We start from the raw sequence: 13,618 nt of genomic DNA, 5'->3' as shown, positions 1-13,618 counted from the left end.
AAGTACCTATATAACAGTGCTTTAAGTTTTCATGTGTGAAGTGTTTTATTTTGAGATTCTTTATGATTGAAACGGTTTTATTTTAGGAATTGCAGTGATCACCTGTTTGCCTGTTAGAGATTGCAACTCACTCGCGCTTCGAACCGAAGTATCAAAAAGCTCAATGAGCGTAGCGATACCACAGCCTAGGCCAATACCTGCGACGAACCCTGCGATAATAAATATGACTATGGGTAGGTTAGCTGGTGAACTTGGCGTATAAGGTAAATCAATGATCTTGACTCGCTTGTTTTGCTCAAAGATACCTAATGAGCCTGTAAGTTGAGCCATCTCATACCTTTGAATCAACTCATCGTAGAGTTGTCTTTTGATTTGAACATCCCTCTGCAACTGGAACATGTCTTTTGCGTTGTCGCCGAAGCGGTTCGCTTGTTGCTCAAGATCTTCAATCATTTTACGCAAGCTTTTGGTTTCTTCACTCAGGGATTCAAATCTTCCCCGCACTAGCTGAAGGCTGTGTAACTGGGTAACGAGCAAAGGTTGAATTTGGCTGATGTCAGACAAAGTGTTGCTACTCGCGATATCCCAAAGTTGGTCGCTGCTGATATTTGGCTGCTCAACTTTAAGAAGTTCCGAACGTTCGTTTTCAAGTCGACGAAGTTCCCGCTGTTTGCCGAGTACAGCACTATGACTATCAGTATATTTAGCTCTTAGTAAAGTTAGCTCACTGCGAATTTCAATGATTTGGTCTTCAATTTTACCAACGACGGGGTTGGTTTTAGACAGTTGCTGATCGAGTGAGCCCAGACTCCGCTCAACCCCAGCAAGTTCCGCCTCTTTCTCGGCTAAGTTTTGCTTGAGGCTAGCAAGCCTCGCAAGACTCTGACTTTGCATTTCAGGTGTAACGGAGGCGTTTTTGTTCTTAAAATCAGCAAGCGCTGTTTCTGCTAAGTCGAGATCTTCTCTTCGCTTATCAATATGCATGGTGAGAAACTCACTTGAATCTTTGATTGAAGAGCGTTCTGGGGCCAGCATTTGCTCTATAAAGTGCTCGCTGACAGATTCTAATAGTTCTTTCATGCCTTGAGGTTGAGTAGAAGAAAGCTGGATTTTAAGGAAATCCTTTCCAGGCTGGGTAACCGTTAAGCTTGCTGCGAGTTCTGCGATGACTTGATCCACTTGAAAAGGGGACATTGAATCGTCAATCAGTCCACGCTCTTTGGCAACGGATCTTAAAATATGTCGACTCTTGAGCAATGTACTCAGAGCTGCCAAACGCTCCTTGAGCATGGTTGAAACTGCGATATCTTCCAGAAACGGGTTCATTTTTGCCGTTTCCTGAATCAGCATACTGGTATGGGAAACGTATTTCTCCGGAGCCATTTTCCCGACGAAGTATCCAGCAAAAGGCATGATCAGCATTGGTAGAACAATTACGTACCTCTGTCTCCAAGCTGCATTAAGGATAATGATAAAGCGCAGTTTCAGTTCATTCATAGTGACTCCAGAAGCTGATTGACAACTCGGCTTCGAGCATCCCAGCTGTCGCGACGAACAATCTCGGTATCAGTGTTTCCTATACTGAGAACCTGATTAAGTGATTGGCTAAACTGTTTCGCATCGTTGGCAATACTGACGTGTGATCGATAAGGAGCAAGTGCTGGAAACGGCGTTGTAACAACAGGTGTTCCGGCTGCTAGATACTCCATCAGTTTTAAAGGGCTACAGGCTTGAATCTGATCATTGAACAAGAAAGGCAGCATGCTCGCATCCCAGTGCTGACTGTATCGAGGCAACTCTCGGTGTGGTTTTGGGCCCAAGTAAAATACATTTGGAAAATTCGGCAGAGGATTATGATCTAGCTCCAATGGCCCGATAAAAACGAAGTTCCAGTGAGGATTATCTAAACAGACTTGAGCTATCAATTTATAGTCCAGCCATTGGGATATGCTGCCGTAAAAACCAGCAATGGGCTTACCGTCTAAGGGAAGGTCTCGAGCACGGCTTATTGAGGTGTTAAATAATTCATAGTCTACGCCATGAGGGATGTGCGCGGTTTTTAATCCGTCAAACTTTTTGCAGATTTCCTCGCTTGCACCCAAGATAAGGTGAGCTTTCTCAGCCAGCCTTCTCTCATGATTACTCACTGTTTCATGATCAACACCAGCAAGCGAGTTGAAATCGTCCCCACAGTAATAAACAACCGCAGCTTCATCTAGGTTGCCACATAAATCCGCTGCAGTCGGAAGAGAAGTCCACAAAATCGGTTTGGTTAGCCCCAGCTTTTCGATGATGGGCTTGAGTTGAGCTAATAGCATCGACTTTGCTATTTCCCTTGCCCACGAAGATTTTGGAGCAGGGATGGTTTTTAAGTTTACGACAGTGATATTTGTACTCAGTTGCTCATTCTTCGATGAGTAGCCTTTTTTGCTTTGGCCTAGTAGCTTGGCGAAAGCGCGAGCAAAATCTTTTTTATTGAGCTTAGGCTGACGTAGGCCGATTGAGTTAACCCAAAGCACTTTTCTATTCGCAGCTAGTCGAGAAACGATGTGTTGCGTACTTGAAGGTAAGCCTCCGAAGTCTTCGCCAAATACGATGAGATCACGCATTATTCCATCTCCTTACTCGTTAGTTTACGAACCACTTTGGCGGGGTTGCCAGCTGCAACAACATAGGAAGGAAGGCTTTTCGTTACGACACTGCCAGCCCCTACAATGGTACCTTGACCGATAGTAACGTTCGGGCAGACGGTAACATTTGTACCTAACCAAACGTCTCTTTCTAAGGTGATGTTGCCAATGTCTCTTTCGCTATCGCCAGCCCCCAAGGCTCTTTTCCCCGCGTGTAAAGAATGGCCAGAATAACCAAAGAGAAACGCTCTACCAGCCATTCTTACGTTGTCGCCAATAACAATGCGTTTACCAACCGCTATTGTAGTTTGCCATCCTATGTCGACGTTATTGCCAACGATAAGCTCTGTTTCTAATGATTGGGTGCGACCGCTGAATGTGCTTTGTCCTGAGATCCTGCAGTCGTCTCCCAAATAAATTTTAAGGGGGCCGGTTACGAGTGGAACACCACCAAATAGATAAAGTCGTTTGCCAAATTGGGTGAGGCGGCCTTTAAAGGCTGGCGTGTGAATCAGAATTCTAACCATATTGGCAAAGAGGGCTTTGCTTCCGTTGTAGAGAAAAGCAGTTGTTTTATTGAAGATACTTGGAGTTGGAAGGTCGCAAGCGCGAATGTTTTTCAAAATGACAAACAATTTGCGATAAACAGGGTTCGGGTTCTCTTTTAGCCAAATCTTGACCTCGTTAATGTGTGTAGCCAGCATAAGCGCCTCCGCATTTTTATATTTCAATAGGAGGTGTTACACGTAACGTGCCAAAAATTAAACTTATTAAAAACAATTGGTTATATATGAATCTTGTCGTTCTTCTGCGTATTCTCATTTTGAGAATGGTTTTGAACAATACGATTCAGGGCGATGCATAGAGCGGCAAGGATATAAATAGGCCAGGTAAAGCCTTGAGTGAGGAATGTGCCCGACACGATTGTCCCCATAATGCCAGCGTATACTGCTGCGGCTGTTGCATGAAGGTAAGGAGAGTAGTTATCTGGCACTGCATCTAGAAGTGACAGCGTTTGTTTGCTGGTTTTGACCAGTGAGTAGATACACCCAATGAATACAATCAGGCCAAGGAAGCCTGTTTCTGCAAGCACACCAAACCAGGTCGAATGTACGGCATGGTTTAGTCCATCCCAGTGAGGGCTATAGAAAAAGTAATTAGCGTAGAAGTTATTCAATCCAACGCCTGTTAAAGGATTGGCCACAGCCATACCAAAAGCCGCTTCCCAAGCATAGAGTCGGCCCATGGCCGAAGCATCAATGCCTTCTTCAGCGGCGCCTCCTGATTGTCTGTCAGAAATCCCCGCTGCTGCAAACAGAACAAGTAAACCGATAGTTCCAATCAACGCGAGTAGAAACTTGGAACGTATAATACGCAAGCCGAATATTCCGAATACCGCGATTGAACCGAGTAATCCACCTCGGCTTTGGGTTGCGATAACAGCACTCAACGCCAATATCGTAGCGACTAAACCTAGAATTCGAACGCTGCCAAGGTTTTTTGTGGTCATCAAACTGATGGCAAAGGCAAGGGGGAACATAAGTACTAATGACAAATCATTTGGGTCACCCAAAACTGAACCAAGTTGACGGCCAATGGTGACACGTGTTCCTTCTACTAGGCCAATGCCATTGATGGAGTTGGATAGGGCTACAAATGCAATCAGACTTCCTGCTAATACGATTAGAATACTAATGCGTTTGACATTTTGAACGCTATTTACGAGCCATGCGATTGCCAGAGTCATGACGATGATCTTCCAATAGATCGACTTGAAGTAGGTAATCGCTAAACCGGGATTGGATGATAATACGGCTCCAACAAGCACCAACAGCCAAAACACTGTGAACCAAGTCAGGCTCTGATGCCAGAACATCTGAAGATTTTTGCTGATTAAACTATGCCACAACAGAGCACTTAAGGCTCCGACTGAAAGTAACAAAGGGATTTTTAGCGAGTAAAGAGCAGGGATTGCTTCGTGAATTCTGAAAAATGAAAACAGGACGAATAAGCTGACCAACCAAAAAGTTTGGTTTAGCACGAAAAGTATCCCAAGAGGCATCATGCTAAGCACAATGGCAACAGCAGGATGAGGGACGAGCTTCCAAACCAGTGCAATGAAGATACATACGCCAGAGGTAATGATGGCTGGATAAAGCTTATCTGCATGCATCATAGCGTACGCTCCACATGATTATGACGATGAGTTTTTTGGACAGAACTTGCAGAAAGTGAAATAAATCTTAGTTTGTGCAGCAATGCGATTAGCGCCATAGGTTGCAATACAAGCATTACCCCAGCCGTTTCTAATGAATGATTGAACCACCCACTGATCGTGAATATTGAACTAATAAGGACAAACGCCAACAATGCGCCATATCTATAGGGAATATGGCATAGTGACTGGCTTAGGTGGTATATCAAAGTAAGGCGAATAAATTGGCCCATACACAGGCTGAGTAAGATAGCTGTCACGCCTGTTTCTTTAGTCAGCCAAGCACTGACGAGTGCCACTGCTGTAGCAACAATATTGATAATAAAAAGCTTGCTTGTCTGTTTTGCATACAACACACCGATATTGAGCATTTCTACCATTTCTTTGAGCAACATTATTACGATACACAGAACAACAAGCTGACTTGCGGATTGGTAGCCACTGGGTAGCGCAAGGCTGATAAAACATTGGCTCATCCACATAACAATGACACCCAGGAAGCACAAAGCGATAATACCGTGTTGAGTGTTAAGCGCGACTTTTTCTTTGCCGAGAGTTTCAAGTACTTCAAAGCGCTTTGGCATCCACCACATATGGAAAGGTTGAATCAGAATCCCCAACGCAAGGGCAAATTTGGCGGCAACTGCATAAATACCTAAGGTTTCTAATGTGTGCGCTTCGGCAATGATCCATCGCTCGGCACCAGAAAGTCCAAATGCGACTGCGGCTGATAACATCAAAGGGAACGAGTATTGGATGTAGCGTTTGTAGTGAACAAGGGTAGGCAGTTTGAAAGAAAGCTTGTTGTGGAAATGGAGATAAGTTACCTGGAGTACAGCACACAGAACGCCAACGCTAAATAATAAAGTAACATCTGGATTGTTGGTGAGTATCAAAATGACCAGAGAGACCTGAATGAGCAAAGTAACAAAACTGATTTTGAAAAAAGTTACCGCCTTGTTGTTTAGTCTTAACCAAGCTAAGCAGATTGCGAGAGGGGCCTCAACTATTACTACGATCGTTATCAGTGCCATTTGTTCAGTGTTGATGGTTAACGCTGCATGAGACACGGCAAAATAACCTGCGAATAATACCCCTGCGAGTAGCAAGGATGTCGAAAAAGAACTGGAGTACAATTCGCATACTCGAGCAAAGCGAGTTGATGCATCCTTTATCGTACCAATGAAGCGATAAAGATTTTCATGCATTGCTAAACCGACCATCAGGCTGAAAAAAACAGTGGTGATAGAAAGTAATTCAAGGTGGCCAAACTGTGATGGAGTTAAGTAACTTGCCATGAAGGGGAGCATGAGTAGTGATGTCCCTTTCATCATAAGCAGGCTCAGAGCATAGAGCGCCATACTGGTGACGTTGTCTTGTTTAAACCACTGCAATATTCTATGTCGCATAACATGTTCCTTAGTGGCTCTGAGGTTTAGGCTCACGAGATAGCTTTAGGTACGGATTAGGGTCTATGGTTTTAACAAAGTCTAAGTAGCGCTGTTCTGCTCTATACTCTTCAGCAATCATCATTCCATTATCAATACAGCGTTTGAAGTTGGTGCGATCTTTAACGGCATATAACAGGGCATCACACAACGAGTTAGCATCATCAGGTAAATATTTGATGCAGTTGAGATTGTGTGTCAGGCGTTTATCCCAGTAAGAACCATCTTGAGGGATAACGACACACATCCCCGCAGCTAAGGCTTCTAAAATGGACAAACCAAACGGTTCTTTGTGGCTGGTGGAAACAAAGATGTTGGATTGGCTTCTAATCGTGTCTAATTCTTGCGGGTCTTGGTACCAATTCGTGTATTTAATTACAACGGGCGCGGTACTTGTCGGAATGGCTGTATCAACGGGCCTGATGTAACAGATGTTAGATGCGATTGGTTTGATATGTGCAGCATGTTTAAGTGCCTCGACAAACAAGTCCAGTCCTTTCCATTTCAATAAAGATGCAGCCCAAAAGCAGACGGGGAAATCTGTTTGGCAACGTGTTGGCCATCTGTCCTCGGGTAAACCGTTAACGAAGGTATGGTATTTGCGAGACGTCAAATACATCTCCACAAGGGAACCTGAGTCTTCTATGGACGTTTTGCGCTCCAGATATGTTCTCAGCGCGACAGAAATACTTGGTCTGCAGGAGGGCAGATAAAACACCTTGTCAGCAACGATTAAGCAGTAACCGATAGACCTTGAGTTTCCAACGTGTCCATGAATAAACTGAACTAATTCAATGTTTTTTAATAACTTTACAATGTAAAGTGGCATGTCCATACCGGGCCCAGATGCACCGATAGCTCTGTCAATGCTCTTGTACTTGATCAAGAAAAATAGAAGGCATAGGGCGGTATAACACTGGCTTAGCCAATATAGGAGGCCGTAATGCTGCTTAGCCAATGGTTTAATAAGAGGCAATGCAACTATATCAACTGAGTGTGATGCTGTAAGTTTACAGCTCCTCCAGAATTCCACATCAGCTGTGGCGATAACAAAGTGGTTGATATCTGCTCGACACAAACTTAACGCTTCGACAGTGGCGATTTTTGATCCGCCTTTGAATGTTATGGGATCGAAGACCAGTGTTTTTGTCACGTTTGAATTAACCATGCTGACCTCCCATAGCAATGCGCTTTGCCAAATAGGTTTTTAGCGGGATAAATGTGCGCCAGAAAGAGACTGAGGGTTGGTGGGATACCATAATTTTCTTGTAAACACCGATGATACGATGGCTTGATAGCGAAACATTGAATTTGGTTCCGATGTGTTCGCTGGCATTACTGGCGAGTTGTCGCCCAAAGTCAGGGTTGTCGACTAATACTCTCATGGCCTTGCTTAATGGGCCCACACCACTGTTGGGGTAGAGAATACCGGTCTCGCCATGTTGAACAAACTCTGGGATACCACCTTCAAAAGGTGCCACAACTGGAATCTTGGCGACAGCGGCTTCAGCAATAACGAGTCCAAAAGCTTCGCTTCTAGCACCGCTTACAAAGGCATCACAGCCTTTTAACCAACCTACTGCATTGTTTTGTTCACCGACAAAGTGAACCCTGTTTTCCAAATACAACTTCTTGGCGTGTTTTTCTAGCTCGTTTCTGAGTGGACCGTCGCCAATGACTAAAAGGTGTGTATTCGGATATTCAAAGTTCAAATGTCTTAACGCTACGATAAGCCGATCGATACCTTTGCGGTGAATTAGAGAACCGACTGTCGCATAAAGGAAGTCGTCGTCGTTAATGCCGAGTACTTTTTTTGTTTCGACAGTCTGTTGCTCGTCGAGTTTAGAAACATGCAATCCGTTATGAATGACTGACAAATGCTCACGTGGGTACCCCTCAGATTTGAGCTGGCTGGCAACATATTCACTTACAGAGATGATGTGGGGGGACAAATGCAGGCCTAGTGTTAATCGGTCTCTGGCAGGATAGGGGCTGTGTAGCTGAGTCACCATTGGAACCTGTTTGATTCGGGCTGCGAGTACCATCCATTGACATGGAGCACCACTGTTGACATGAACGACGTCAATGCTTTCTCTTTGGAGGATTTTACAAGCTTTACGGACCAGATAGCCCCAACCTAGAAAATCGAATCTGGGGGCGAGCCAGCCAAGTAGGAGAGGGAATGCATCAGCTTCGGATGAGATGTTGTTGCGTAAGGCATAACGGTGCAAAGAAGAGTTATTGGTCCATAGATGTACGGAGAACCCTTGGTCAGAGCACTGTTCCATTAGGTCAATGAGGCACTGCTCGCTTCCGCGAATCCAGTCATTTCCGTAGTGAACAAACAGTATTTTTTTCTTCATTGTTATTCCCCTTTGCCATTTGTACGAGGAACAACGCAATTGAGATGCCAAGATTTAAGGCTGGCTAACTTTATGAAAAGTAGACAAAAAAAATATTAACTATTTTACGAGAGTGTTTTTCTCAATATGAGAATCAGATTGACGACCAGATTTTTTGTAGAGTTGTAGCAATTTAGGAATGACTGCAGAAGAGGAAAATTGTTCTCGAACTGTGCAAATCGCTTGCTGAGATATCTTTTGTCTTTCGTCGTCTGTTAACTGTTCTAGAGTTCGTAAAACATCAGCAATCTGAGCAGCCGTATCGACCAAATATCCATTCTGACCACTGGTAATCAGTTTAGGAAGATCTCCAACCTTTAACGCGATGACAATACACCCTCTGGACATGGCTTCAAGCGCCGCCATAGGCAAACCTTCAAATCGAGAGCAAATGATAAGTACGCCTATGTGTTTCCAAACCACATCCATGTTGCTTTGATGACCGTGGAGTTGAACATTTTGCGGCGCTAATTGAGAAATCTCTGCTTCTAACGGACCTGAGCCATAGATGTGAAAGGATAAATCTGGGCGGATTTTAGCGCATCGAATGAACCTGTCTGGTCCTTTTTCATGGCTTAGGCGACCAACAAAGGCGATCTGTTCTCCTGTGCTCACACAGGCTTTTGAATCATCAATGAAATTATTCAGCCTAAGGGTGGTAGCAGGAATCTTTTGGCTCACTTTCTCACTGACGGCAAGTGAGAGCGTAGAAATAAACGCCGTGTAGCGATCAACAAAATCATAAGCCCAGACTTTACCTGTTGGTGTTTCGCCAGCGTGATAGGTTGTTATTTGTTTGGCTCCAGTCAAAACACGTGCACATTTAGACAGCAGACTAGCTTTGTACCCATGAGCATGGATAAGAGTCGTTGGTGAATGTTTAATTTTTTGGATAAGTGCGAACAAAGGTTGAGTGGCCAGGTCAGATAAGTACTGGTAAGGGAGCGCTTCTTTTTCCAGTTTTTCTACGAGGGGAGAACGCTGTTGATACCGTTTTATCAGCAACACCTCAACACTTGTGTTGTGATGCTTGAGCCCTTTAGCGAGCTCAAGCACGTAGGTTTCAATGCCGCCAAACGTCAGGCTATCGATGACTAGCCAAACATCAATCCGCGTATTGCTGCTCATCTTCTTCGGCTTCCCAAGCCTGTTTTTTACGATAAACGGTTGATGGACTCAACTCGAGTAATACCGCTGCGTTGAGGACATTACCATCGCAAAAATCAATGGCTTGCTGAATGGTTTCTCTCTCTACCTGCCACATTGGCCGTATTGTTACCGGCGTAGAACTTTGTGTGTTAACACTCTCAACCACTGGAGTTGATGCTTGTATTGCCGTATCCACCGCTTCTACTGGTGACGCTTGAGCAGGAGCTTCATAGCGGATTGCTGCTTGGACTGCTCTGGGCTTAGTCGATTTATTACTTTTTGAAATCTGATCAGGCAGGTGAGCGACAGAGAGCTTTGATTCGTCGTTGAGAACAACTATATTGCGAATGACATTTTGTAGCTGTCTCACATTACCGGGCCAGGAGTAGTGCTTGAGTAAAGATTCTGCATCTCGGTTGATACCATTGAACTTCTTACCGTCTTCTTTAGCGAACAGCTTAAGGAAATGAGTCGCTAGCGTTGTGATGTCATTCCCACGCTCTCTCAAAGGAGGCATCTCAATCGGCACAACATGAACGCGGTAGTACAAGTCTTCTCGGAATCGGCCTTCTTCAACTTCTAGCAATGGGTCACGGTTGGTCGCACAGATTATCCGCACATCGACCTTCATTTCTTTCGAACCCCCGAGTGGGGTGAAAGTACCTGTCTGCAGGAAACGTAGCAGTTTCTTCTGCATTTCCAGCTCCATCTCACATAACTCGTCAAGGAAGAGCGTTCCTCCATGAGCTAAAGATGCCGCGCCTTTTCTGTCCGTAGTCGCCCCTGTGAATGCACCTTTTACATGGCCAAAAATTTCGCTTTCCATAAGATCTTTAGGAATAGCACCACAGTTGATGGCGATAAAAGGTTTATCGTTTCGTTTACTTTCTTTGTGAATTGCTTCTGCGCACACTTCTTTACCGGTGCCGCTTTCTCCAATGATGAAAACACTCGCTGTTGTCGGTGCAACAGAGTCGATGATTTTGTATACGCCCTGCATAGGTAGACAAGAGCCGATGAATCCATGGAAGCGATTTCTGTCGAATTTCGCTTCGATATCTTCGACTAAGTGTTCGAGTTTAGCTTGTTGTAAGTGGAGATTTATCGACGTTTTGAGTCGGTCTGCCTGAATCGGCTTTTCGAGAAAGTCTTTAGCCCCTTTCTGGAGCAAGCTTACCGCGATATCCACGGAACCGTGTGCGGTTGCAACGACGACGGAGGTTGGTACTTGATTCTCGTTGATCCAGTCCAGGATATCTTCGCCGTTCATGTCCGGAAGCTTGAGATCTAAAATCACAAGTTGTGGTACGTTTCTTTCTATGAATGCTTTGGCATCACGACCTGTTTCAACATGAAACAGGTCAAACGCTTCATCTTTTACGTACTGTTTGTAAAGGACTGCCAGAGATGTGGAGTCTTCAATCAGTAGTACTTTTGCTCTCATGTGACGTCATCCTTGTTGTATCTAGCCAGCTGGTTCGATGAAGCCCAGCGTTTTTCTATATTCAAGAGCAGCGAGCGACTTTTCAGCTAGCTCTTTTAATTCTTCAGAGAGTTCAAATGCTTGTTGTTCATGATTCTCCAAACACATACACTCAATCTTTCGTGCAAGATTGGACAACACTCGATTTCCTAACGCTAGAGAAGAGCTGCCTAATGTGTGGCTTTCAAACTCTAGAGTTTCTTTGTCTCGGTCTTCCATTGCTTGATAAATCTTTCTTAAGCGCTCATTAGATTCTTCGATGTAATGATCAATTAGCATAGGAAGAACATCAGCACTTGTGTCTTCTATCATTTGCTCTAAGACTTCTTCGTCGACGAGTTCTAAATCCACTTGTATGTCCTGATTCATAGAATGATTGATTGCAGCCTGCGTAAGAATTTGCGATTCACTCTCTAAATTATCAGATTTTTCAGCAGAGTTGATCGCGCCATCACTTAAGAATAGATTAATTTTTTCAATTAGTTGTGACAAGCGAATCGGTTTTGACAAATAGTCGTTCATCCCTGCATCAAGGAACTGCTCTTTATCTCCAGATAAAGAGTGGGCTGTCAGTGCAATGATAGGTATCTGACATGTCTTCTCATCAGTCATTGAACGTATGGCTCTGCAGGTCTCCATTCCGTCCATCTCTGGCATAGATATGTCCATAAAGATAAGATCGTAATGGTATTGTTCGACCATCTCGATGGCACGACGACCATTTTCTGCGATGTCCATCGAGAGCCCCATGCGCTTAAACATCTCTCTTATCACCAATTGGTTCGCTTTGTTGTCTTCTGCCACTAATATGCTGGCATCTGATACCAGCAATTCGGTATTGTTTTGGCTCTGGTGAGTTGAGCTAATGAGTTGGTCTGCGAGTTCCAGTTTGATTGAAAAGGAGAAAGTGCTGCCAATTGATGGCGTACTCTCTGCCTCAATGTAGCCGTCCATCAACTCACATAGGCGTTTGCATATAGCAAGACCCAGCCCGGAGCCTTCCTGACTTCTAGAATAGGTTTGATCGACCATGGTGAACTCATCAAACAGATAATCCATTGCGCTGCGGTTGATGCCGACACCGGTGTCTATGACTTTGCAAACTATTTTGACTTGATTTCCTTCATGGGTGTCTGCGTGTACCTGAATTGTCACGCTGCCTTCTTTGGTGAACTTCATTGCATTACCAATCAAGTTGTGAAGGATCTGTTTAACGCGGTTTTCATCGCCTTGTACATTGGCGGGTACTGAACCATCAAGAATACAGTTCAGGTCAAGAGAGCGGACTTTCGCTGATGGTTGAAATGTTTCAACAACATTTTCGACACACTGACGAAAATTAAACGGCTTGTGTTCTAATCGTAGTGTGTTGGACTCCATTCGCGTGAAATCCAAAATGTCATTGATGATACTAAGGAGGAATTGGCCTGACTCAGTTGCTGTGTTGACTAGTTTTTTCTGTTCACGAGAGAGTTTTGATTCTTCAAGAATGTTCAAAATGCCCAACACACCGTTCATCGGTGTACGAATTTCGTGTGACATCGAGGCTAAGAAGCGGCTTTTAGATTCGTTTGCCTGTTCTGCTTCGAAGCGAGCGCTCTTAAGGTCATGATAGCTTTTTTCGAGTTTTACAGACATATCGTCAAATGCTCGTGCAACGTCCCCCAACTCGTCTTTAGACTGATCATTAAGCTGGAAACCAGGCCCTTGTTCACTGACGGTATTCGCTGCCTCGATAAGCTTGACCAAGCTTTTGGTTAAGTAGGTTCCAAGGAAGAACGAAAAGATTGCTACTAACATGACTTCGATGGAAGCTATACCTATTATTGCTTTCTGGGCACTGGTCAACATAGAGTTGATGGCGGAGACTTCGAAACCAATGTCTATAGTGCCATAGTTTGCTCCTCCGTTAGTGACCTGAACCTGAGTGTCAAAGACTCCATCAACGACAGAATCTAAGTTGTAGTCGATCAACATTGTTCGTTGCAGCAATGCTTCATTACCGTCACTCGAAAGTTCTTTGTCACCGCGCATCACCCTAATGTATGTGATGTCTTCGATGGTCATAAACTCTTGTACCAAGTCGTCTAAAGTCGCAATGTCGGTGGCGATCATCGCATCCTTGGCTGCGTGAGCAAACATTGAAGCGGCTGAATGAGCTCGCTGGATTAGCTGTTTTTCATTTGACTCAGAGAGAAAGCTCATCGCGCTGAATGTGAGCGCTATCAGCATAACGACCTCAATAAAAGCGATCCCAAGTATGGTTTTCATTCTAAATGACATAGCAAGGT

Annotated in this window: 10 protein-coding genes; all 10 read right to left on the bottom strand. The window is 44.4% G+C overall.

Annotation, left to right across the window (positions count from 1 at the left end; translation table 11 throughout):
* Positions 1-60: 60 nt before the first annotated feature.
* The 10 genes from VIC_RS21300 to VIC_RS21255 all read right to left on the bottom strand — a co-directional run bounded on the left by VIC_RS21300 (position 61) and on the right by VIC_RS21255 (position 13,610).
* Entirely contained in the window at positions 61-1,497 is a 1,437-nt protein-coding gene (locus tag VIC_RS21300; protein WP_006962368.1) for a GumC family protein, read from the bottom strand.
* The gene (locus VIC_RS21295; RefSeq protein ID WP_006962367.1) at positions 1,494-2,609 is read right to left on the bottom strand and encodes a glycosyltransferase; all 1,116 of its coding nucleotides are present in this window, start codon (positions 2,607-2,609) and stop codon (positions 1,494-1,496) included. Before VIC_RS21295 ends, VIC_RS21300 begins: the two co-directional genes overlap by 4 nt.
* Positions 2,609-3,334 carry an acyltransferase gene (locus VIC_RS21290; protein WP_006962366.1) on the bottom strand — a complete coding sequence of 242 codons (726 nt, stop codon included), beginning with the start codon at positions 3,332-3,334 and terminating at the stop codon, positions 2,609-2,611. The genes VIC_RS21295 and VIC_RS21290 overlap by 1 nt, the downstream gene beginning before the upstream one ends.
* Before the next feature lie 80 nt (positions 3,335-3,414).
* A complete protein-coding gene (locus VIC_RS21285) occupies positions 3,415-4,806 on the bottom strand; it encodes an O-antigen ligase family protein (protein WP_006962365.1) in 1,392 nt (463 codons plus the stop codon).
* Positions 4,803-6,254, bottom strand: a complete 1,452-nt coding sequence (locus VIC_RS21280) for a lipopolysaccharide biosynthesis protein (protein WP_006962364.1) — start codon at positions 6,252-6,254, stop codon at positions 4,803-4,805. The genes VIC_RS21285 and VIC_RS21280 overlap by 4 nt, the downstream gene beginning before the upstream one ends.
* Positions 6,255-6,264: 10 nt before the next feature.
* On the bottom strand, positions 6,265-7,461 hold the full coding sequence (locus VIC_RS21275) for a glycosyltransferase (protein WP_006962363.1): 1,197 nt from the start codon (positions 7,459-7,461) through the stop codon (positions 6,265-6,267).
* Positions 7,454-8,656 carry a glycosyltransferase gene (locus tag VIC_RS21270; RefSeq protein WP_006962362.1) on the bottom strand — a complete coding sequence of 401 codons (1,203 nt, stop codon included), beginning with the start codon at positions 8,654-8,656 and terminating at the stop codon, positions 7,454-7,456. Before VIC_RS21270 ends, VIC_RS21275 begins: the two co-directional genes overlap by 8 nt.
* Before the next feature lie 99 nt (positions 8,657-8,755).
* Positions 8,756-9,823 (bottom strand): glycosyltransferase family 4 protein, encoded by a 1,068-nt coding sequence (locus tag VIC_RS21265; protein WP_039952453.1) that lies wholly within the window; start codon positions 9,821-9,823, stop codon positions 8,756-8,758.
* Positions 9,801-11,288, bottom strand: coding sequence for a sigma-54-dependent transcriptional regulator (locus VIC_RS21260; RefSeq protein WP_006962359.1), 1,488 nt, complete (start codon positions 11,286-11,288; stop codon positions 9,801-9,803). The genes VIC_RS21265 and VIC_RS21260 overlap by 23 nt, the downstream gene beginning before the upstream one ends.
* 21 nt (positions 11,289-11,309) lie before the next feature.
* On the bottom strand, positions 11,310-13,610 hold the full coding sequence (locus VIC_RS21255; RefSeq protein WP_039952450.1) for a response regulator: 2,301 nt from the start codon (positions 13,608-13,610) through the stop codon (positions 11,310-11,312).
* Positions 13,611-13,618: the final 8 nt, after the last annotated feature.

This window comes from Vibrio coralliilyticus ATCC BAA-450 (assembly GCF_000176135.1).
Classification (GTDB): domain Bacteria; phylum Pseudomonadota; class Gammaproteobacteria; order Enterobacterales; family Vibrionaceae; genus Vibrio; species Vibrio coralliilyticus.
This window is presented reverse-complemented; position numbering and strand designations above follow the sequence as displayed.